This is a genomic window from Plantibacter sp. CFBP 8798 (assembly GCF_014841195.1).
GTDB classification, from domain to species: Bacteria; Actinomycetota; Actinomycetes; order Actinomycetales; family Microbacteriaceae; genus Plantibacter; species Plantibacter auratus.
Genome location: NZ_JACYTS010000003.1, coordinates 1,014,870 through 1,036,259 on the forward strand (window position 1 = coordinate 1,014,870; position 21,390 = coordinate 1,036,259).

The following is a 21,390-nucleotide window of genomic DNA, read 5'->3' on the forward strand; positions in this document are numbered from 1 at the left end:
CGGTCGAGGATCGCGAAGACGCCCCGACCGCCGCCGATCCGCTATCGCACCAGGCGGAAGTCATACCCGGCCTGATCGATGAACGTTCCGTTCACGCGTTGCTCGATGCGTCCGCCCTGGTAGCGGCCCGGGAGGTAGTCCCGACTCCATTCGACGGTCCACGAGCCCGAGGAATCGGCCTTCGTCGTCCCGAGTCGGGTGCCCCAGGCTCCGATGATCTCGATGTCGGCCAGCGGTGTCGCCGTGCCGGTGAACACCGGCCGCGTACCGGTGAGGGTGTCGCCGATCCTCGGCGAGGTCACCCTGAGGACGGATGCGACGGTGAAGTCGTAGACGGAGCGGTGCGTCTCGACACCGCCGACGATCTGTCGGACGGTGCCACCGGCGTACCGGGCGGGGAGCAGCGACTTGTTCCAGGTGATCGTCCAACGCCCACTCGCAGCCACGGCCTCGGTGGTGCCGACGAGATCGCCCCAGGCGCTCCAGATCTCGAGCCTCGCGCCAGGCTGTGCCGTGCCGCTGAACTCGGGCACGGACGAACCGATGACGCCACCGGTCGCGGGCGATTCCAGGACGAGCGGGGCGACGACCGCGCGGGCGGCCACGGTGAAGTCGTACGGCGCGCGAGACTGCTCGACGCCGTCGATCTCCTGGCGCACGGAGCCGCCGCTGTACCGACCGGGGGTCAGGCTCTTGTTGATCGGCGCCACCCAGCGACGGTCGTCTCCGACCTCGGCTGCAGCGATCTCCGTACCCCAGGCACCGATCACCCGGATGGTCGCGCCCGGCTCTCCACGACCGCTGAACACCGGGTCTGCGGTCTCGACGGTCTCCCCGATGGCGGGTAAGAGCAGGGTGACGTCCTCGACCGGGCCCGGCTCGGGCGTGGGCTCCCGATAGGTGAACCGGAGCAGTGCCGTGGTGCGCTGTTCCCCGAAGACCTGCGTCGCGGTCGCGGTGTACGCGCGCGACTCAAGCGTCCGGAGTGACTGCTGACTCCAGGCGCCGGTGTCATCCACCTCGACGTCGACCAGTGTCACACCCGTCGTGTCGTCGAGGACGGTCACCCGCGCGCCCGGTTCTCCGAGACCGGAGAACACCGGACGCGGATCGTCCACCGTGGCGTCGAGTGCGGGCGTTCGGACCGTCACCGCTGTGACGACGCGGTAGGTCAGCGACCAGTTCGCGGTCGAGTCGTCAGAGCGTTGACGAACCGTGCCGGACTGCGCTCCGGGCGCGAGATCGCGGGTCGGACGGGCAGACCAGGTGCCCGCTGCGGTAACGGTCGCCGTGGCGAGTGGTCCGCCGGACGAATCGAGGACCTCGACGACCGCATCAGGCGTGCCTCGCCCGCTGAACACGGGACGTGGCTCCCGGACGACGGAACCGGGCGTCGGCGCTTCGAGGATGACCGGGATGGCGACGGGGACGGGATCGAGTCCCTCCGGGGTGACCCGGTCGGCATCCACGACCGAGCCGAAGCCGCCCACGGCCAGCCTGCCGTCGAACTGACGGAGGAAGCCACCTGCTCCGCCGTTCGAGACGAGGCCGTATCCGCTGACACGGTCGTTCGCGAACTCCTCCCAGCCCCATTGCTGCGCGGTCGAGCCGGTGCAGACCGCCGGGTACACGTACTTGTAGGCCTGCGACGGATCAGGCTGGAGGCACCTCGTGACGCCTCCGACCGTGGTCGTGACCGGACCGGACGCATCCACCGACGGGAACGTCCAGCGGCCGGATGCGGCGAGCGCCTGGTCGAGCGTGGCGTGCAGCGTCACCCTGGCCGGGTTCAGGACGTCCGTCGAGCCACCGACCGCGAAGAAGGCGTCCGAGCCGGAGGGGAACGCCTGGCCGACGAACCTTCCCTCGACCGAGGACACCGCCGGGGTCGTGTCAGGCGCCGGCCCGGCGGCTCGGGCGGCCGGACCGGTGAGCAGACTCACCGTCATGCCGAGCAGACTCACGAATGCGATGGGGATGGGGAGTTTCATGGGCGATGGGCGACCTTTCGCAAGGGTGCGCCCGAGACGACCCGAGGGAGGGCCGTCCGGACGCACCGGCGGAGCGTTCGCGAACGAACGCGGTCAGCCTACAAGTATTCCAGTTGCTTAATCCAGTATGTCGACCGACTCTTCCGGTTCACCAGTCGCTCGGTGCCGACGCCTTCGTGGGCGGCAGGGCGACATCCCTCGCCCACTGCGCCTGCCACGCAGGGAGGTCGGTTGGAGCCGGGCCGGTGAGCTCGATGAGCTCCGAGAGCGCCACCACGCCGCCCGAGCGCTTGAGGAACCGACCTCGCACGAGGGCCTGGGTGTAGATCTCCCCACCCACGACCACCCGGTGTTCGATGAACACACCCTTGTCGTCATAGCCCGTGACCCGGGTCTCGACGGCGAAACGCTGCCAGGGCTGCAGCGACTTCCGGAAGGTGATGCTCTCGCTCGACACCACCGGGTACCAGCCCAGGTGCTTGAAGCGATCCCAGAGTCCGTTCCGGATCAGGAGGTCGAACCGGCCGAGGTCGAAGATCGACAGGTAGACACCGTTGTTCATGTGGCCGAGGACGTCGAGGTCGGTCGGCAGCACGCGCAACCGGATCCGACCGACGTCCCAGGTCTCGAGGCGCTCGCCTCGGCGGGCTCGACGGCGGGACTGCAGGAACATGGCGATGGTGCGGAAGATGAGGTGCACGGATGTGACCGTATCCCGCCGGCGCGGCGTCGTACACCATGGTTGTCCCGACTCGACAACACCCGGGTCCTGGGACGCCTGGCGACGTGTGGCGTCCGACACACCTGGACCGGATCGCCGACGGTCAGTCAGCGGCGACGGTGTTGCCCTCCCCACTGTCGGTGACCACCGGCGCCGACGAGGTCGCGACCTTGTTGCCGTTGGCTCCCTCGACGAACGTGACGTTGTCGACGGTCGAGACGTTCACGAGGGTGATGGAGCTGTTGAACGAGAGGTTCACGACGGCTCCCGTCACGGTCACGATGCTGTTGGAGGCCTCCACGACGACGTTCTCGCAGTCGCCGTCGACGGTCACGTTCGAGCTGTCGTCGACGATGGTCGCCGTGCCGTCGACGCACTCACCGGTGACGTCGGGGATCGTGTACTCGGAACCGGTGGTGGACTCGGCGGCGACCGTCGGTGACGCGCTCGTCGTCGACGTCGCATCCGCGTCGGTGCATCCGGCGAGGGCGATGACGACGAGGCCCGCGGCGGCGAGGAGGGTGGGTTGCTTGGGCATGGGTGCTCCTTCGGAGGCTCGGTAGGGGGAGGCAGGAGGCCCCGGCCCGGTGCAGTGACGCCGGGCCGGCGGCTCGATGGTCAGCTCACTGGGTGAGGGTGAAGTCGTACCCGGACGAGGCGATGACCTTGCCGGCGACGGTCTCGGTCACGGTGCCGCCGAAGTACCGCGCCGGGAGATAGTCACGCGGCCAGGTGATGGTCCACTCCCCGGTCCGTGGGTCGGCGATCGCGGAGCCGAGGTCGGTGCCCCACGCGCCCGTGATCTGCACCCGCGCCCCCGGGTTCGCCGCACCGGTGAACACCGGCCTGGTGCCGGTGAGGGTGTCGCCGACTCTCGGCGAGGTGACGACGAGTCGGGGCTGGACGATCGTGAAGTCGTACACGAAGGTGTGCGTCGGCACCCCGTCCACGAACTGCTTCACGGTGCCTCCGGCATACCGGCTCGGCAGGAGGCTCTTGTTCCAGGTGATCGACCAAGCACCGCTCGCGTCGACCCGCTCCACTGAGCCGAGGACGTCGCCCCACGCGCCACGGATCTCGATGCGCGACCCCGGTTCGCCGGTCCCACGGAACACTGGGGTCGTCTCACTGATCGTCTCGCCGCGCCTCGGCGACTCGACCACCAAGGGGGCGATCGGCTCGTCCGGCGCCCGGACGATGTTCGCCGTGAAGTCGGCGATCGTGATGCGGGAGGAACCGTAGGTGACCTTGCCGCCCGTGGCCTCGCCGACGGGAGCGTCGTCGTTCGCCCGCAGCGTGAACCTCAGCGTGGTCGTGCCGTCCGGCAAGACACCCCCGATGCCCAACGCGTCGAGCGTGAAGGCCGGGTGGTCGACCGCGGTGATCCGCGTGTACACCGGGTGGTAGACGTCGATACGCTGACCACCGGCATCGGCGTTGAACGTCGCCGCCACCTCCACGGACTGACCGGGGGTGAGCGTCGGTCTGGGGATCGAGGCGCCGGGCGCGAGCGGCGACGGGACCGTGAAGTCGAAACGCACCTGGGCATCCGACCCGGTTCCGCTCTGGGTCGCGGTTCCCGTGTAGCGGCCGGGCTCGAGCTGGATCGACGGAACCGACCAGGAGGTCGAGTCCAGGGGGACGTTCGTGCTCGCGAGCAGGGCCTGCGCGTCGGTGCGGATCGAGACGGACGATCCGGGCTGCCCGATACCGCTGAACGTGGGGGTCGGCGAGTCCACCGTGGCGCCGATCGCCGGGGTCCGCAGTTCGAACGGCTCGATCGGGGCCAGCTGCGACTCCACGACGACATCGGTGAGCGCGTCCATCGTGAGCTCGACGAAGGTGTCGTTGTCCGTCCCGCCCAAGGAGTACGGACTCGACACCGGGTACAGGGCGTAGCCGGCCACCCACGTGTTCGAGACGTACCGCCACTCGAAGTCCTGCGACGGGGAACCGGTGCACGTCCGGGCTGCGACGAGCGCGCGGGAGCCGTCGCCGGCGGGCGTCAGGCAGAGCGTCGAGGACGTTCCCGTGCCGGTGATCGGCCCGGCCGCACCGACGGCAGGGAGGGAATACGTCCCCGCGAGCGACGCTGCTCCGCCCACCGAGGACGAGTACAGCCGCTGGACGTTGCGACCCGACTCCGGCGAGGAGAGCCCGACGTACGCCGAGGATCCGCTGGAACGGTTCTGCAGGACGAGCTTGCCGATCACGCGAGACGAGCCGGCCGCAGGGGCCACGGCGTCCGACACACCGGGGGCATCCCCGGTGCCGAACGCGTCACCGGGTGCATCGTCGTGCTCCTGCGGGTCCGCGATGGACCCGACGGGCGGAGCAGCGGCTGCCGGACCCGGGAGTCCCACGGCGGTGAGCAGGATGGTCGCGGCGGCCAGGGCCGAGAGCGTGGAGCGCCGGAGTAGGGAGCGCGGAGCACGGATCAGAGCAGTCACGAGGACCGAGGCTACTCATCTGGAATATCGCCGTGGGGGCTGCCGCCGAATCTGTGGAGAACTCGTCCTCAGTCGGTCGGCACGTGCCGCTCGTCTGGCCCGACGTACTCGGACAGCGGACGGATGAGCGCGTTCGACGCCAGCTGCTCGGCGATGTGCGCCGTCCACCCGACGATCCGAGCGGCGACGAACAGCGGCGTGAACGTGGCCGTGTCGAACCCGATCAGGTTGTACGCCGGGCCCGAGGGGTAGTCGAGGTTCGGCTTGATGTTCTTCCGCGCGACCATGTCCGCTTCGAGCGTCGTGTACAGCTCGAGGATCTCGGGCTTGCCGTAGTGCTCGGCGAGCCGCTCGAGCGCCTTGAGCATCGTCGGCACGCGCGAGTCGCCGTTCTTGTAGACCCGGTGTCCGAAGCCCATGATCTTGCGCTTCTCGGCGAGCGCCGCGTCGAGCCAGGCGCTGGCCTGGTCAGCCGTCCCGATCTCGTCGAAGACGTGCATGACGGCCTCGTTCGCCCCACCGTGCAGGGCGCCCTTGAGCGCGCCGATCGCACCGGTGACCGCCGAGTACAGGTCGCTGAGGGTCGAGGTGATGACCCGGGCGGTGAACGTCGACGCGTTGAAGGAGTGCTCCGCGTAGAGGATCATCGAGACGTCGAACGCCTCGACGACGACCGGATCGGCCTCTTCGCCGAAGGTCATGAAGAGGAAGTTCGCGCTGTAGCCGAGGTCGTCGCGCGGCGGGACGAGCTCGAGGCCGTGGCGGCGGCGCTGGTCGTAGGCGACGATCGCCGGCAGCTTCGCGTACAGGCTCGCGGCCTTCACCGCGTTGGTCTCGGGGGTGTTGGTCTCGGCGGTCGGGTCGTTCGCGCCGATCACGCTGACGGCCGTGCGGAGGGCGTCCATCGGGTGGCTCTCGGTCGGGAGGAGGTCGATGGCCGCCTTGACGTTGTCGTCGAGCGCGCGCTGGCCCCGCTCCGACGCCGTGAACTCCGCGAGTTCGGCGTCCGTGGGCAGTTCACCGTTCCAGAGCAGGTACGCGACCTGCTCGAAGCTGCAGTGCTCGGCGAGTTCCTGGACCGGATACCCGCGGTAGAGCAGGGAGTTCGTCTCCGGGTTCACCTTCGAGACGCTCGTCACGTCGACGACGACGCCGGCGAGACCCTTCTTGATGTCGCTGGTCGCTTCGGTCATGCGTTGCTCCTTTGCGTACTGCCTGCGCGCGTCCTGCGCGCGTCGGTCGAGCTTGGCACCCGGCTCGCCCCTCGACAAGCTCGGGGAGCGGAGACCCAGGTGGTGTTCACCGGTGAGGGGACGCCTACCGGTCGATGGTGAAGTTGAAGACCGAGGTGTCGAAGCGGTTGTAGCCCTCGTAGTCGATCAGTTCGTAGAGGTCGGCACGGTGCTGCATCTCACCGAGCTTGCTCGTGAGCGAGCCCTCGTCGTTCAGCGTGTCGAGCGCGCGACCGGCGGCGCCCATCGCGATGCGGAGGAGCGACACCGGCCAGATGACGAGGTTCACGCCCACATCGGCGAGCTGCTGAGTCGTGAACAGCTCGCTCTTGCCGAACTCCGTCATGTTGGCGAGGATCGGCACGTCGACCGCGTCGCGGACGGCGGCGAACTCCTCGAGCGACCGCATCGCCTCGGGGAAGATCGCGTCGGCTCCGGCGTCGACGAGCTGCTTGGCCCGGTCGATCGCGGCGTCGAGCCCGTCGACGGCGGCGATGTCGGTGCGCGCCATGATGAGCAGGTTCGGGTCTCGCCGGGCGTCCACGGCGGCACGGATCCGGCCGAGCGCGGTGGAGGTGTCGACGACCTGCTTGCCGTCGAGGTGGCCGCAGCGCTTCGGGTTGACCTGGTCCTCGATGTGGAGCCCGGCGAGCCCGGCGTCCTCGATCTCCTGGACGGTGCGTGCGACGTTCATCGGCTCCCCGAAGCCGGTGTCGGCGTCGACGATCGCGGGCAGCTCGGTCATCCGGGCGATCTGCTTGGCGCGACCGGCGACCTCGGTGAGGGTCGTCAGTCCGATGTCGGGCAGCCCGAGGTCGGCGGAGAGCACCGCGCCGGAGATGTAGACGCCGTCGAAGCCCTTCTGTTCGATGAGCCTCGCCGAGAGCGGGTTGAACGCGCCCGGGAAGCGCAGCAGCTCACCGGTGGCGAGTCGCTCGCGGAACAGCCGGCGCTTCTCGGCCGGCGTGGTCTCGCTGTACAGCATCAGCGCAGTCCCTTCTGGAGGTCGGCCGGCATCAGAACAGGCCGTTCGGGTGGGGTGCCGAGGCGAGGACCCCGGAGGCGGCCTGGATGCTCAGCTGCTTGACCTCGTCGGCGTCGAGTTCCGGGAGACGTTCGGCGAGCGCGAGGAAACGCTCGATCTCCTCCGGGTCGAGGACGTCGGCGGCGAGCGTGCGGAACTTGTGGACGTAGTCGGCGCGCGCGAACGGCCGGGCGCCGAGCGGGTGGGCGACGGCGACGGCGATCTCGTCGACGATGGTCGACCCGTCCGTGAGCGTGATCTCGATGCGCCCGCCGAACGCCTGTTCCGCCGGGTCCAGCGAGTGGTAGCGGCGCGTCCACTCAGCGTCCTCCGCCGTCGAGATCCGGTGCCACAGCTCGACGGTGTCGGCGCGGGTGGCGCGCTCGGGACGGTAGGAGTCGACGTGGTGCCACGCGCCGTCCTGCAGCGCCACCGCGACGATGTAGGGGATGGAGTGGTCGAGCGTCTCGCGCGACGCCGTCGGGTCGTACTTCTGCGGGTCGTTCGCGCCGGAGCCGATGACGTAGTGCGTGTGGTGCGAGGTGTGGAGGACGATGCGGTCCACGGCTCCGGGGGCGAGGACTTCCGGGTGCTCGTGGTGCAGCTTGCGGGCGAGGTCGATCCACGCCTGCGCCTGGTACTCCGCCGAGTGCTCCTTCGTGAAGGAGTCGAGGATCGCGAGCTTCGGCTCACCGGCGCCGGGCAACGGGACGTCGTACGAGGCGTCGGGGCCGTCGAGCAGCCAGGCGACCACGCCGTCCTCGCCCTCGTAGATCGGCGACGGGCTGGTCTCGCCGCGCATCGCCCGGTCGACGGCCTCGACCGCCATCTTGCCGGCGAACGCAGGAGCGTGCGCCTTCCAGGTGGAGATCTCGCCCTTGCGCGACTGGCGGGTGGCCGTCGTGGTGTGGAGCGCCTGGCCGATCGCCTGGTGGATGGTGGCCTGATCGAGGCCGAGCATCGTGCCGATGCCGGCCGCGGCGCTCGGGCCGAGGTGTGCGACGTGGTCGATCTTGTGTCGGTGCAGGCTGATCGCCTTCGCGAGGTCGATCTGGATCTCGTAGCCGGTCGCGATCCCGCGGACGAGGTCGGCGCCCGTGCAGCCGACATGCTGGGCCACCGCGACGATGGGCGGGATGTTGTCGCCCGGGTGCGAGTACTCGGCGGCGAGGAAGGTGTCGTGGAAGTCGAGCTCGCGCACGGCGACGCCGTTGGCCCAGGCCGCCCATTCCGGGGAGACGCGGCGGGCGAGGTCGGGCCCGAACACGGTGGCACCGTCGCCGCCGGTGCTGACGGGGTGGCTGAGCGCCTGGGCGCGAGCCGAGGAGACGGGCCGGCGCGTGAGCGAGGCGGCTGCGACGGCGGCGTTGTCGATCACGCGGTTGATGATCATGTCGACGACCTCGGGCGTCACCTCCACCGGATCGGTCGCGACGCGGGCGAGCTGCCAGGCGAGCTGTCCTTCGCGGGCGAGGTTCTCGTCACTGCGGTGGACGCGCAAGTGGTGCTGGATCACGGGTGTTCCTTTCGGGTGCGGCCCGTCCGAGTGTGCTGCGGGGCGTCGCGTCCTCCAGCCTACGCCCGCGGGTCCGTGGCGCCGCAGCAGGAGAACCGCCCGGGAACAGGACATTTCGCGTGGAACGGTCCTGCTGTCGCGCTGTTCTCCTGGCACCGTGGAATACCAGCTTCGTTCTCCGCATCCACCCAGCCCGCGTACACCGCGCATACGGCGGCCACGGACAGAGTGACACGCGTACCGACCCCTCACGAACCGAAGGAGACGACCGTGCCGATGCACACCCCTGGGGCACCGCAGACCCCGCACCTGTTCGGCGACGTGATCCGAGCCGAGGCGCTCCACTACATCGAACTGTTCGCGGAGAAGCCGTTCGTGCCGGCCCTGCTGCTCTACTGCTCGAACGGTGCGTACCGCATCCTGTCGCCGGGCGAGGACCACCCCGGCAGTTACGTCGCCGAAGGGCCGCTGTCCGCGGAGCGGGTGCGCGTGAACTTCATCTCGTGGCCGTCCGAGGACTGGAACCGGAACGTCGCCTTCCACGTCCTCGACTTCGACCGGACGACCGGAGAGTTCACCCAGCGACTGCGGCTCCCGGGCGATCCCGAGCCGAAGCACCAGGCCGGCCGCCACACCGAGGTCACCGACCTCGGTGCCTGGGACGCGGACACGACGTGGGAGACGGCCGAGCCGCTCCTCCACGAGACCTTCGAGGCACTCGCCCGCGGCTGACGGAGCGAGCGGTGGGCCGAGCGAGCGGCTGGCCGACACCGGACGGGACGAACCAGCGCGTCCGGACGATCGCCGACGGTCGGGGTCAGGCGGCGAGCAGCTGCGGGTCGGCAGCGGGGCGCAGCGGGGTGATCGTCGCGTCGGCGAGCGCGTCTTCGCCGAGGGGCAGCTCGACGACGATCGGGGCCGCCGCGGTCTCGAAGCGGTCGGCGATGTCGAACATGAGCGCGTCGAGGCGGGTGCGCAGCGCGTCGGCGATGGTCACCACCACCTCGGAGGAGGCGTCCTTCCGGCCGCGTTCGATCTCCGACAGGTAGGGCGTCGAGACGGCTGCGGCGGTCGCGACGTCCTGCAGGGTGCGTCCCTGTTCGAGTCGACGCGTGCGCAGGGCCGCGCCGAGGGCCTCGCGGTACAACATGGCGACTCCTTCCGGCTGCGGGCGCGGGCTCCGTGACCGCGTGCTCTCACTGTAGGCGCGGCTCGGCCAGGCTCGGGGAGCCCGCGTTCTGCCGTCAGCGGACAGGGCGGGCCGGCCGTTACAGGAAGATGTCGGGGTAGAGCTCCGACTCGTCGACGCCCGGCGAGTACTTCGCGAGGTCGGTGACCCCGGCCTCCGCGAGGACGTCCTCCACGATGAGCGACCGACCCGTGAGCTCACGCGCCGACGCCGTCAGGACCTCGTAGGCCGCGTCGGCGTAGATCTCCGGCGTGCGACTCTTCGCCAGGAGGGCCTCGCCGCCGAGGATGTTGCCGACCGCCGCCGTCTTGATCGTCGTCTTCGGCCAGAGCGTGTTCGCGGCGATGCCGTCGCGTCCGAACTCGGCCGCGAGACCGAGCGTCACCATCGACATCCCGTACTTCGCGAGCGTGTAGCCGGTGTGTGCGCCGAGCCACTTCGGGTCGAGGTTGAGCGGTGGTGACAGCGACAGGATGTGCGGGTTCTCCGCGTCCTTCAGCATGGGGATGGCTGCCCGCGACAGCATGAACGTGCCACGCACGTTCACGTCCTGCATGAGGTCGTACCGCTTCGCGTCGAGGTCGAGGGTGCGCGCGAGGCTGATGACGCTCGCGTTGTTGACGACGATGTCGATGCCGCCGAACTCACCGGCCGTCTCGAACACGGCCCGCGTGATGTCGTCGTCGCTCCGGACGTCGCCGAGGATCGGGAGCGCCTGCCCGCCGGCCTCACGGATCGCGTCCGCTGCGGTGTGGATCGTCCCCTCGAGGCGGGGATCGGGGGTGTCGGTCTTGGCGAGGATCGCGACGTTCGCGCCGTCGCGGGCCGCACGCAGGGCGATCGCGAGGCCGATGCCGCGGCTGCCGCCCGACATGAGGATGGTCTTGCCGGCGAGGGTGGTCATGCGGTGGGCTCCTTCGGGGTGGTGGTAGTCGACGCGGCGGCGCGCTTCGCCGACGCGGCGGCGAACGCCGCGACGCGCGCGACCGACTCGGGCGTCTCGATCGCCGCGCCGATCGTGCGGGCTTCGTCGTCCAGGGCGTCCTGGTAGCCGCGGCCGACGCTCTCGCGCAGCAGCCGCCGCGCCTGACCGAACGCGGCCGTGGCTCCGGCCAACCAGAACGCGGCCACCTCGCGTGCGCGGGCGTCGAGCTGCTCGGCGGAGACCACCTCGGTCACGAGCCCCCAGTCGAGCGCCTCGTCGGCGCTCAGCGTCCGCGTGCCGAGGGTGAGCTCGAGCGCCCGACGCATGCCGACCGCCTCGGGCAGCAGGGTGCTCACGCCGCAGTCGGGCGTGAGGCCGATGTCGGCGTACTTGCTGACGAACTTCGCCCGGTCGGAGGCGATGATCACGTCGGCGACGAGCATGAACCCCAGTCCGCCGCCCGCGACAGCCCCCTGGACGGCGGCGACGATCGGCTTCGCGACCGACTGCAGGGTCCGGTGGCCCTCGTGGATGATGTCGGCGAGTTCGGTGACGAAGGCACCCGTCGATCCTGCGCTGCCGTCACCCATCCGCGACATCGCGAGGACGTCGCCACCCGCGCAGAACGCCGGACCGTTGGCGTCGAACAGGACCGCCCGGACGTCGTCGCGCTCCGCGACCTCGAGGGCGAGGTCGCGCCACCGTCTGGCCGCACGGTCGTCGATCGCGTTGAGGCTCGCGGGCCGGTTGAGCGTGAGGTGCGCGAGGCCGTCGCTCACCTCGAAGAGGATGGTGTCGTCGCTGGTCACGGAGTGGCTCCCTGGTCGGTGGGTGGGTTCGTCGGCATCGGAGAGCCGGTCATTTCGGCGCCATCCGGATCGCGCCGTCGAGGCGGATCGTCTCACCGTTGAGGTAGCCGTTCTCGACGATGTGCAGCGCGAGCGAGGCGTACTCGTCGGGGCGGCCGAGGCGGGCCGGGTACGGCACCTGGTGCCCGAGCGACTCCTGCGCCGCCTCGGGCAGTCCGGCGAGCATGGGCGTCTCCATGATGCCGGGCGCGATCGTCACGACCCGGATCCCGAAACGCGCCAACTCGCGGGCGATCGGCAGCGTCATCGAGTGCACCGCCCCCTTCGATGCGGCATAGGCGGGCTGGCCGATCTGTCCGTCGAAGGCGGCGACGGACGCGGTGTTGATGATGACGCCGCGGTCTCCTGCGCCGTCGACGGGATCACCGTCCGGATCGTTGTGCTGCATCGCGTCGGCGGTCAGCCGGATGACGTTGAAGGTGCCGAGGACGTTGACGCGCAGGACGCGTTCGAAGGCACCGAGGTCCGCCGGGCCGTCAAGGCCGAGCACCTTCGCCGGTGGTGCGATGCCGGCGCAGTTCACGACGACCCGCAGCGGGCCACGCGCCACCGCCGCTTCGACCGCCGCCTGCACCTGCTCGCCGTCGGTGACGTCGGCTGGCACGAAGGTCGCGAACCCGCCGAGCTCCTCGGCCCGCTCCGCCCCGGGTGAACCGGGGAGGTCGACGAGCACGACGCGCGCGCCGGCGCCGGCCAGCCGCGTCGCGGTCGCGAATCCGAGTCCCGAGGCGCCGCCGGTGACGATCGCCGAACTGCCGGTCACATCCATGTCGTGGTTCCCTTCACGTGGTGGGCGCGCCCATCAGAGGCGCTCGATGATCGTCGCGTTGGCCATACCGCCGCCCTCGCACATCGTCTGCAGCCCGTAGCGGCCGCCGGTCGCCTCGAGTTGGCCGAGGAGGGTGGCGAGGAGCTTCGTCCCGGAGGCGCCGAGCGGGTGCCCGAGGGCGATCGCCCCACCCCGCGGATTGAGCCGGTCGTCGTCCACCCCGAATTCGCGTTGCCACGCGAGCGGGACGGACGCGAACGCCTCGTTGACCTCGAACGCGTCGATGTCGTCGATACCGAGCCCGCTGCGCTCCAGGATGCGGCGGGTGGCGGGGAGGATGCCGGTGAGCATCTCGATCGGGTCGCTCCCGACCGCGGCGAAGGAGACGAAGCGCGCACGCGGCGTCAGCCCCAGCTCGAGCGCCCGGACCTCGCTCATGATGAGCGCGGCGGAGGCGCCGTCGGTGAGCGGTGAGGCGTTCCCCGGGGTGATCCGCCAGGCGATCTCGGGGAAGCGCGCTGCGAGCCGCTCGTCGCGGAAGACGGCGGGGAGTCCGGCGAGCGCCTCGGGGGTCGTCCCGGCACGGACCGTCTCGTCGGTCGTGACGACGGAACCGTCGGGGAGGGTGACGGCGACGACCTCGCCGTCGAACCCGCCGGACGCCCAGGTCGCGGCGGCGCGCTCGTGGGAGCGGGCGGCGAAGGCGTCGAGCTCCTCGCGGCTGAGGTTCCAGCGGGCGGCGATGAGTTCGGCGGAGACACCCTGGCCGACGAGGCCATCGGGGAAGCGGGCTCGGAGGGCGGAGCCGAAGGGGTCTGCCCCCTGCACGTTGGAGCCCATCGGCGCCCGACTCATCGATTCGACACCGCAGGCGATGACGACGTCGTTGCCGGCCGACATGACGCTCTGCGCGGCGAAGGTGGTGGCCTGCTGGCTGGAGCCGCACTGCCGGTCGATGGTGGTGCCGGGCGTCTCCTGCGGGAGGCCTGCGGCGAGCGCCGCGTTCCGCGCGATGTTCTGCCCCTGCTCGCCGGACTGGGTGACACAGCCGGCGTAGACGTCCTCGACGACCGCGGGATCGATGCCGGTCCGCTCCACGAGCGCACGGATCGTGCCGGCGAGGAGGTCCGTCGGGTGCACGGCGTTCAGCGCACCGCCCGGTTTGCCCCGGCCGGACGGCGTCCGGATCGCGTCGACGATCACTGCAGTGCGCATAGCCATCTCCTTCGAGGTCTGCGTCCACCCTAGGCCTGGCGCCTGCGCCGACGGCGGCGGTTGTGGCCCTTCGACAAGCGAGGGGCCGGAACGTCCGTGTCCGCTGGACCGGCCCGACGATCCGCGGTCGGCGCCACGTACGATTGAGCGGTGGCCGACCCGAAGATCCTCCTGTACTACGCGTTCGCTCCCCTGGCGGACCCGGAGGCGATCCGGCTGTGGCAGCGCGACCTCTGCGAGTCTCTGGGTCTCCGTGGCCGCATCCTCATCTCGAAGGACGGCATCAACGGCACCGTCGGCGGCGAGCTCGACGCCTGCAAGCTCTACGTCCGGAAGACGAAGGAGCACCCCGCGTTCCATGACCTCGACGTGAAGTGGAGCGACGGCTCCGGCTTCGACGAGGACGACCCCGTGCGCACGGCCAGGCACCGACCCGCACCCTGGCGTCGGAGTAGCGACTTCCCGAAGCTCAGCGTGAAGGTGCGCGAGGAGATCGTGTCCTTCGGCGCCCCCGGTGAGCTCGTGGTGGACGAGCACGGCGTCACCGGCGGCGGGGTGCACCTGCAGCCGACGGAACTGCACGAGCTCGTCGCGGAGCGCGGCGACGACGTCGTGTTCTTCGACGGCCGGAACGCCTTCGAGGCCGAGATCGGGCGGTTCGCCGGTGCGGTCGTGCCCGACGTCGCGACCACCCGGGACTTCGTCGCCGAACTCGACAGCGGCAAGTACGACCACCTGAAGGACAAGCCGGTCGTCACCTACTGCACGGGCGGCATCCGCTGCGAGGTGCTCTCGGGACTCATGCGCTCTCGCGGCTTCGGCGAGGTGTACCAGCTCGACGGCGGCATCGTCCGGTACGGCGAGCAGTTCGGCGACGACGGCCTGTGGGAGGGATCCCTGTACGTGTTCGACAAGCGGGGCTCGCTCGAGTTCAGTGATCATGCAGCCGTCATCGGTCACTGTGTCGTCTGCGACGCGTCGACGAAGCACCTGCAGAACTGCGCGGACCCCTCCTGCAAGACGCAGTTGGTCGTGTGCGAGGCGCACGCGGACGGGCCGGACAGCGGCCCGCGATGCGCCGTGCACACCGGGGCCGACGTCTCCACCGATGCTCGCACCGGCCGGCCCGCCTGAGCCGCCACCGTCATGACCGCCCACTTCCGCCTCCGCACCGAGCTCGCCGGGACGATGCAGCAGGCCTTCGACCTCTCGCGGTCGATCGACGCCCACCTCGGCTCGATGGCGGACACCGGTGAACGGGCGGTCGGCGGCGTGACCTCCGGGCTGATCGGCCTCGGTGAGACCGTCACCTGGCGGGCGAGGCACTTCGGTGTGCCGTGGACGATGACGAGTCGGATCACCGCGTTCGAGGAACCCCACCGGTTCACCGATGAACAGGTGTCCGGTCCGTTCCGGACGTTCCGCCACGTCCACCTCTTCGAACCGCTCGAGCGCCCGATGGGGACGGCGCGGACCATCATGCTCGACGACGTCACGTTCTCGGCGCCGTTCGGTCCGCTCGGCGTCGTGGCCGAACACGTCGCGCTCACCCGGCACCTGCGACGGCTCATCGAGTCGCGGAACCGGTGGTTGGCTGAGGCACTTCGACAAGCTCAGTGACCGATAGGTGCGGCTCAGTGACCGGAGGGTGCGGCGGTCCGGTCCCTGAGCCTGTCGAAGGGCGGATACCTCGACATCGAGATAACCCGACACCCGTCGTGCCGCGCCCTGACCGCGCACATCCGCCCCTGCCAAGATGGAGCCATGGGTGCTCGCACGAAGTCGAAACTGGCCATCATCGGGGCGGGGAGCGTCGGTTCGTCCCTCGCCTACGCCTCGCTCATCCGCGGCAGCGCCCGGCGGGTGGCGCTCTACGACATCGACGGCAAGCGGGCCTCGGCCGAGGTCCTCGACCTCGCCCATGGGACGCAGTTCACCGGGTCGAGCAGCATCACGGGCGGTGACGACATCTCGGTCGTCGCCGATGCGGACGTCGTCGTGATCACGGCCGGCGCGAAGCAGGAACCCGGCCAGACCCGACTCGACCTCGCTGGCACGAACATCCGTATCCTCGAGCAGCTGCTCCCGAAACTCGTCGAGCACGCACCGGACGCCGTCTACATGCTCGTCACGAACCCGTGCGACGTCCTCACCGTCGCCGCCCAGCAGATCACGGGGCTGCCGCGCGAACGCGTCTTCTCCTCCGGCACCGTCCTCGACACCTCCCGCCTGCGCTGGTTGCTCGCTGAGCGCGCGGGTGTCGCGACCTCGGCGGTGCACGCACTCATCGTCGGCGAGCACGGCGACAGCGAACTGCCGCTGTGGTCGCAGGCGACCATCGGTCCCGTCCCGATCCTCGACTGGGAGCTGCCCGACGGCTCGCGCTTCACGGAGCAGCGGCTCGACGAGATCGCGACCGACGTCCGGACGGCCGCCTATCGCGTCATCGAGGGCAAGGGCGCGACGAACTACGCGATCGGACTCTCCGGGGCACGGATCGTCGAGGCCATCCTCGGCGACGAGCACGCCATCCTGCCGGTGAGCACCGTGCTCGACGGGTACCACGGCGTCAGCGGGGTCGCCCTGTCGGTGCCGAGCATCGTCGACCGTTCGGGCGTGCGCTCGGTGGTCGAGGTCGCGATGTCGCCCCGCGAGGAACAGCAGTTCGCCGACTCGGCCGCTGCCGTCCGGGCGTCGCTCGACTCCCTCGGGCTGTAGCAGCCGACCTCCTCCTCGACTCCGCCGTCCCTGTCTCAGGAGAGGTGCGGCGCGCCGCCCCGATGCGCCCACGCCACGCCGGGCATCTCCTGAGACGGGGACAGGCGCCTTCACCGGGATCTCCCCCGAGCGGCCGATGCGCAACCGGTGTCGGCCCCGATAGCGTTGCAGGACGAGGCGCGGATCCGGCCGCGCCCCTGGGGAGGCACCGGATGACCGCTGGCGTGACGATCGAGTTCGATGGACTCTCGAAATCCTTCGGGGCGGTGCAGGCGGTCGACGACTTGACGTTCCACGTGGAACCGGGCAAGGTCACCGGCTTCCTCGGCCCGAACGGCGCCGGGAAGACGACGACCCTGCGCATGCTGCTCGGCCTCGTGCAACCGACGTCGGGGAGGGCGACCTTCGGCGGTGTCCCCTACGCCAAGCTGCCGGTCCCAGCAGCGACCGTCGGAGCGGCTCTCGAGGCGGCGAGCTTCGTCCCCGGCCGCACCGCCCGGAACCATCTGCGCGTGCACGCCTCGGCAGCGCGTCTGCCGGCGAGCCGGGTGGACGTCGTGCTCGCGCAGGTCGGGCTGCTCGAGGTCGCCGACCGACGCGTCGCCGGGTACTCACTCGGCATGCGACAACGGCTCGGCCTCGCGACCGCGCTCCTCGGCGACCCCGGTGTGCTCGTCCTCGACGAACCGATCAACGGGCTCGACCCCGAGGGGATCAAGTGGATACGCGGCTTCCTCACCGCACTCGCGGCCGAGGGTCGGACCGTCCTCATCAGCTCGCACCTGCTCAGCGAGGTGCAGCAGTCCGTCGACGAGGTCGTGATCATCGCGAAGGGACGGCTTGCGCACGTGGGCACGCTCGCGAGCCTCGACGCCGCCGACACCCTGCGCGTCGTCGTGAACTCCCCGGAGCACGAGCGGCTCGCCACGGCGCTGACCGCCGCAGGGTACACCTTCGACCAGGCCCGCGCGGGGCTCGTCGTGCACGATGTGGAGGCGATCGACATCGGCCGGGTCGCGCTCGCCGCCGGCATTCCGCTCAGTGCGTTGTCGCGGCATCGATCAGGGCTCGAGGATTCGTTCCTCGCGCTCGTCAGCGGTGGGGAGGACCACGCATGACCTCACTACTGGCAGCCATCCGCTCCGAGTTCCTCAAGGTGTTCACCACCCGCGTGTGGTGGGGCCTCGCGCTCATCCTGTTCGTGTACGTCGGGTTCGCCGCGGCCGGGGCGGCGCTCCTCTTCGCCAACATCCCGGGCGCGGCCGAGTCCAGCGGGGCCGGGGCGCAGGCGACGAGCGAGATGCTCACCCAACCCGGTCTCATCTACGGCTTCGCGACGAGCATCGGGTACGTCTTCCCCGTCCTGCTCGGTGCGCTCGCCACGACCGGCGAGTTCCGGCATCAGAGCCTGACGCCGACGTTCCTCGCCAACCCGAACCGCGGCCACGTCCTCGTCGGCAAGGTCCTGGCACTGACCGGGGTCGGCGCGCTGTACGGCGTGATCGCGCTGGTCGCGTCCGTCGGTCTCGGCGGCGGCGCCCTGGCCATCAGCGGCATCGATCCGATGCTGACCGACCCCGACACCTGGGCGCTCATCGGCCGTGCGGTGCTCGCGATGGCCCTGTGGGGTGCGATCGGCGTCGGTCTCGGGGCGGTGCTGCCGAGCCAGGTGGGCGCGATCATCGTCGTGCTGGCCTTCACGCAGTTCGTCGAGCCGCTGCTGCGCCTGGCCTCCTCATTCTCCGAGGTCACCGCGTCCATCGGCCGGTTCCTGCCGGGTGCTGCGACGGACGCGCTCGTCGGACCGAGCTTCTACTCGATGATGTCCGCTCAGCAGGACGCGCTGACCTGGTGGCAGGGCGGACTCGTCCTCCTCGGCATCGGGGTCGTCGTCGCGCTCATCGGCTACGCCACGACCTGGCGCCGCGACGTCACCTAGGCACGGCGCGCGCGACGGCTCAAGCCAGCCAGCCTCTCGCCGGCGAGGCGTAGGCTCGACGGACAGCCACCGACCGGTCACCGCACCGGAGACAGGAGCACCATGGGCCGCGCATACCTCGTCGAGCAGGTCGAGCACGAGGGTGGCAAACCCACCCGGACGGTCGACCTCCGCGACCTCCCCGACGCCTCGCTGCCCGACGCCGCCGTCACCGTCGACGTCGAGTACTCGAGCATCAACTACAAGGACGCCCTCGTCCTCACCGGGAAGCCGGGTGTCGTGCGGTCGTTCCCGATGGTCGCGGGCATCGACCTCGTGGGCGTCGTCGCGGCGTCGAGTGATCCCGCGTGGAGCGCCGGCGACCGCGTGGCCCTGTTCGGCGACGGCCTGAGCGAGACCCGGTACGGCGGGCTGTCCGAACGTGCGAAGGTGCGGTCCGACGCGCTCGTCCGCGTCCCCGACCACGTCTCGAGCGCACAGGCCGCCGCGATCGGCACCGCCGGGTACACCGCGGCCCTCGCCGTGCTCGCGCTCGAGCACGGCAGCACGACGTCCGGTGCCGTCCGCGTCGGCGGGCTCCCCGTGCTCGTCACGGGAGCGGGTGGTGGCGTCGGGAGCATCGCGATCGCGCTACTGGCCGCCGCCGGCTTCGAGGTCACCGCCTCGACCGGGCGGGTCGACGAGCTGGGTGACGCCCTGCGGCGGCTCGGAGCGACGTCGATCGTCGACCGTGCCGAGTTCGCCGAGGCCGGCCGCCCACTCGGCAGCCAGCGCTGGGCGGGAGCCGTCGACTCCGTCGGCGGTCAGACGCTCGCGACGATCCTGTCGCAGGTCGAGTACGGCGGGGCGGTCGCCGCCTGTGGGCTCGCCGGCGGGTCCGACCTCCCGACGTCGGTCATGCCGTTCATCCTGCGCGGGGTCACGCTCGCGGGCGTGAACTCCGTCGAGGCACCGCTCCCCCTGCGGCAGGCCGCCTGGGAGCGCGTGACCACCGCGCTCGACCTCGACGTGCTCGACACCCTGACCGAGACGGTCTCCCTCACGGATGCGGCGGATGCGGCGGAGCGGGTCCTCGCGGGCTCCGTCCACGGCCGGATCGTCGTCGACGTCCGCGCCTGATCGGACCCAAGGAACAGGCCCGGCCGTCCCCATCTCAGGAGGACCGCGGCGCGGCGCACGCCCACCCGAGCGACACACCGGCCGACTCCTGAGACAGGGACATCACCCGACCCGCCGTCCCTAACTCAGGAGAGTTGCGGCGCGGCGCACGCCCACCCGGGCGACCCACCGGCCGAGCCCTGAGACAGGGACACCGCCCAGCGCTCCAGGAACGCGACAGCGGCCGGTGCCCGAAGGCGACCGGCCGCTGCCGACGGAACTGCTGAGACTCAGTAGCCGGCGGTCGACATGACCGAGCCGAGCGCGACGGCGTAGAAGATGCCGCCGATGATGCCGAGCACGACGAGGATGATGCCGATGATGACACCGATCTTCGCGAGCTGGTTCGGGTAGCCGGCGTCCTTCGACTGCTTCTGCGCGACGAGGCTGATGATCAGGCCGACGAGCGGCACGACGATCGCGAGGATGAGGCCGACGAGGCCGAGCGTCTTGCCCGGGTAGTCGGCGGGCAGGGCGCCGCCCGGCTGCTGCGGGGCGTTGTACTGGGGTGCGTTGGTCATGATGGTTCCTCTCGAGGATGGTAGATGCGCCACGGGCGCGAGCCAACAGTAGTGGGTTAGGTACCCGACAGGCGATGGGGACAACTCCCCAATCGCTCGGATGTCACGGTCTTACGGGCAGGTGATGGTGGTGCCGCCGCTCGTGTGTGTCCCTGATCCGAGCTCGCCGCACACCTCGGAGATGGCCGAGGCACCGATCGCGATACCCGCGATGGTCGCGATGATCGCCAGCACGATGAAGACGATCGACAGGATGAGACCGACCTTCGCCAGCGTGTTCTTGACACCCGCGTTCTTCGACTGCACCAGGGCGACGATGCTCAGGATGAGACCGATCGGCGGGGCGAGGAAGGCGAGGATCAGGCCGACGATGCCGAGCGTCTTGCCGGCGGTCGCGTCGCCGGTGGGAGCTGCGCCGCCGGAGTACGCGGGAGCCGCGCCGTACTGGTCCTTCGGGGGCTGCGGCGCCTGAGGAGCCTGCGGCGGCTGGCCGGGGTATTCACCGGGAGGAGGAGTCGACATGGCTGTGGTCCTTTCGAACAGGCGGATCTACGGAGGTTCGAGCGGGCCCAGAATACCGGTCAGACGTCGTTTTGTGCCCTGTTCGAGGCAAATGATTGCGAACGGCCCCGATCAGCGCCATGATGCGCAAGCACCGCGTCCCCGCCCACGATCCGGATCCGGTCGAAACCGCCGTGCGTCGGGCAGCTCGTCCTAGTGCAGGTTGAGGGCCGCGATGAGTTCGGCGCTGCGACGGGTCGTGATGATGAGCCGCGAGTACTCCGCGTCTTCGAGATCGATGACGACCGACGGTTTGGTGCCCTTGATGACCAGGAAGTCCATGCCACCGTGGAACTTCCACTGGCCGATGGCGAGCGTCAACGGGATCGCGGTGCCCGGCGCACGGATGCCCCGGACCCAGATCCAGGGATCGTCGGTGATGGTGGCGGAACGGATGCTCGACCGTGGCACGACGACGTTGCTCCGACGCAGCGAGAGCGCTTTGTCGTACGCGGACAGCTCGATCTCCAGTCGGTCGGGGTGCAGACGCAAGGAGGCCATGCCTCTAGTCTGCCAACCCCCGCCGACGTTCGCGTTGCCGGAAGTTCACAAAGCGGTAACGCATGCCCTGTGCAGCGTCCGACGTCGGCGG

At 70.3% G+C, this 21,390-nt stretch carries 22 protein-coding genes; 7 read left to right on the forward strand and 15 right to left on the reverse strand.

Features of this window, described 5'->3' with window-relative positions; all coding sequences use genetic code 11:
* Window positions 1–41: 41 nt before the first annotated feature.
* The 7 genes from IFU30_RS17345 to IFU30_RS17375 form a co-directional block, all read right to left on the reverse strand.
* A complete protein-coding gene (locus tag IFU30_RS17345) occupies window positions 42–1,991 on the reverse strand; it encodes a hypothetical protein (RefSeq protein ID WP_192006365.1) in 1,950 nt (649 codons plus the stop codon).
* 148 nt (window positions 1,992–2,139) lie between these two features.
* Window positions 2,140–2,691 (reverse strand): acyl-CoA thioesterase, encoded by a 552-nt coding sequence (locus IFU30_RS17350; RefSeq protein WP_236555286.1) that lies wholly within the window; start codon window positions 2,689–2,691, stop codon window positions 2,140–2,142.
* Between the two features lie 124 nt (window positions 2,692–2,815).
* On the reverse strand, window positions 2,816–3,250 hold the full coding sequence (locus tag IFU30_RS17355; RefSeq protein WP_192006367.1) for a hypothetical protein: 435 nt from the start codon (window positions 3,248–3,250) through the stop codon (window positions 2,816–2,818).
* Between the two features lie 85 nt (window positions 3,251–3,335).
* Window positions 3,336–5,162 (reverse strand): hypothetical protein, encoded by a 1,827-nt coding sequence (locus tag IFU30_RS17360; RefSeq protein ID WP_192006369.1) that lies wholly within the window; start codon window positions 5,160–5,162, stop codon window positions 3,336–3,338.
* Window positions 5,163–5,230: 68 nt separating this feature from the next.
* On the reverse strand, window positions 5,231–6,355 hold the full coding sequence (locus IFU30_RS17365; protein WP_192006371.1) for a bifunctional 2-methylcitrate synthase/citrate synthase: 1,125 nt from the start codon (window positions 6,353–6,355) through the stop codon (window positions 5,231–5,233).
* Window positions 6,356–6,479: 124 nt separating this feature from the next.
* Window positions 6,480–7,379: a methylisocitrate lyase gene (gene prpB / locus IFU30_RS17370; RefSeq protein ID WP_124767637.1), complete on the reverse strand. Its 900-nt coding sequence runs from the start codon at window positions 7,377–7,379 to the stop codon at window positions 6,480–6,482.
* Window positions 7,380–7,410: 31 nt separating this feature from the next.
* On the reverse strand, window positions 7,411–8,934 hold the full coding sequence (locus IFU30_RS17375; RefSeq protein ID WP_342450891.1) for an MmgE/PrpD family protein: 1,524 nt from the start codon (window positions 8,932–8,934) through the stop codon (window positions 7,411–7,413).
* A 270-nt stretch (window positions 8,935–9,204) separates the two neighbouring features.
* Here IFU30_RS17375 and IFU30_RS17380 point away from each other — a divergent pair, with 270 nt between their 5' ends.
* Window positions 9,205–9,666, forward strand: a complete 462-nt coding sequence (locus IFU30_RS17380) for a hypothetical protein (RefSeq protein ID WP_192006375.1) — start codon at window positions 9,205–9,207, stop codon at window positions 9,664–9,666.
* An 85-nt stretch (window positions 9,667–9,751) separates the two neighbouring features.
* On the opposite strand, the gene IFU30_RS17385 is transcribed toward IFU30_RS17380, so the two are convergent.
* The 5 genes from IFU30_RS17385 to IFU30_RS17405 form a co-directional block, all read right to left on the reverse strand.
* Window positions 9,752–10,084: a helix-turn-helix domain-containing protein gene (locus tag IFU30_RS17385; protein ID WP_192006377.1), complete on the reverse strand. Its 333-nt coding sequence runs from the start codon at window positions 10,082–10,084 to the stop codon at window positions 9,752–9,754.
* 118 nt (window positions 10,085–10,202) lie between these two features.
* The gene (locus IFU30_RS17390; protein ID WP_192006379.1) at window positions 10,203–11,027 is read right to left on the reverse strand and encodes an SDR family oxidoreductase; all 825 of its coding nucleotides are present in this window, start codon (window positions 11,025–11,027) and stop codon (window positions 10,203–10,205) included.
* Window positions 11,024–11,857: an enoyl-CoA hydratase-related protein gene (locus IFU30_RS17395; protein ID WP_192006381.1), complete on the reverse strand. Its 834-nt coding sequence runs from the start codon at window positions 11,855–11,857 to the stop codon at window positions 11,024–11,026. Before IFU30_RS17395 ends, IFU30_RS17390 begins: the two co-directional genes overlap by 4 nt.
* 49 nt (window positions 11,858–11,906) lie before the next feature.
* Window positions 11,907–12,686 (reverse strand): SDR family NAD(P)-dependent oxidoreductase, encoded by a 780-nt coding sequence (locus tag IFU30_RS17400; protein WP_192006382.1) that lies wholly within the window; start codon window positions 12,684–12,686, stop codon window positions 11,907–11,909.
* A gap of 33 nt (window positions 12,687–12,719) precedes the next feature.
* The gene (locus tag IFU30_RS17405) at window positions 12,720–13,901 is read right to left on the reverse strand and encodes a thiolase family protein (protein WP_192006384.1); all 1,182 of its coding nucleotides are present in this window, start codon (window positions 13,899–13,901) and stop codon (window positions 12,720–12,722) included.
* 150 nt (window positions 13,902–14,051) lie between these two features.
* On the opposite strand from IFU30_RS17405, the gene trhO reads away from it, so the two are divergent.
* The 6 genes from trhO to IFU30_RS17435 all read left to right on the forward strand — a co-directional run bounded on the left by trhO (window position 14,052) and on the right by IFU30_RS17435 (window position 19,677).
* On the forward strand, window positions 14,052–15,035 hold the full coding sequence (gene trhO / locus IFU30_RS17410; RefSeq protein WP_192006386.1) for an oxygen-dependent tRNA uridine(34) hydroxylase TrhO: 984 nt from the start codon (window positions 14,052–14,054) through the stop codon (window positions 15,033–15,035).
* A gap of 12 nt (window positions 15,036–15,047) precedes the next feature.
* The gene (locus tag IFU30_RS17415) at window positions 15,048–15,521 is read left to right on the forward strand and encodes an SRPBCC family protein (RefSeq protein ID WP_192006388.1); all 474 of its coding nucleotides are present in this window, start codon (window positions 15,048–15,050) and stop codon (window positions 15,519–15,521) included.
* Window positions 15,522–15,665: 144 nt separating this feature from the next.
* Window positions 15,666–16,619, forward strand: a complete 954-nt coding sequence (locus tag IFU30_RS17420; RefSeq protein ID WP_192006390.1) for an L-lactate dehydrogenase — start codon at window positions 15,666–15,668, stop codon at window positions 16,617–16,619.
* Window positions 16,620–16,831: 212 nt separating this feature from the next.
* Window positions 16,832–17,737, forward strand: coding sequence for an ATP-binding cassette domain-containing protein (locus IFU30_RS17425; RefSeq protein WP_086475196.1), 906 nt, complete (start codon window positions 16,832–16,834; stop codon window positions 17,735–17,737).
* A complete protein-coding gene (locus IFU30_RS17430; RefSeq protein ID WP_079706366.1) occupies window positions 17,734–18,558 on the forward strand; it encodes an ABC transporter permease subunit in 825 nt (274 codons plus the stop codon). The genes IFU30_RS17425 and IFU30_RS17430 overlap by 4 nt, the downstream gene beginning before the upstream one ends.
* Before the next feature lie 102 nt (window positions 18,559–18,660).
* Window positions 18,661–19,677: an MDR family oxidoreductase gene (locus IFU30_RS17435; protein ID WP_192006392.1), complete on the forward strand. Its 1,017-nt coding sequence runs from the start codon at window positions 18,661–18,663 to the stop codon at window positions 19,675–19,677.
* Between the two features lie 269 nt (window positions 19,678–19,946).
* Here the strand turns inward: IFU30_RS17435 and IFU30_RS17440 are convergent, their stop codons facing one another.
* The 3 genes from IFU30_RS17440 to IFU30_RS17450 form a co-directional block, all read right to left on the reverse strand.
* Window positions 19,947–20,237 carry a hypothetical protein gene (locus IFU30_RS17440; protein WP_064294905.1) on the reverse strand — a complete coding sequence of 97 codons (291 nt, stop codon included), beginning with the start codon at window positions 20,235–20,237 and terminating at the stop codon, window positions 19,947–19,949.
* A 111-nt stretch (window positions 20,238–20,348) separates the two neighbouring features.
* Complete coding sequence (locus tag IFU30_RS17445) at window positions 20,349–20,759, reverse strand: DUF4190 domain-containing protein (protein ID WP_137244237.1); 411 nt, start codon at window positions 20,757–20,759, stop codon at window positions 20,349–20,351.
* A 192-nt stretch (window positions 20,760–20,951) separates the two neighbouring features.
* Window positions 20,952–21,299 carry a hypothetical protein gene (locus tag IFU30_RS17450; protein WP_137244238.1) on the reverse strand — a complete coding sequence of 116 codons (348 nt, stop codon included), beginning with the start codon at window positions 21,297–21,299 and terminating at the stop codon, window positions 20,952–20,954.
* Between the last annotated feature and the right edge of the window lie 91 nt (window positions 21,300–21,390).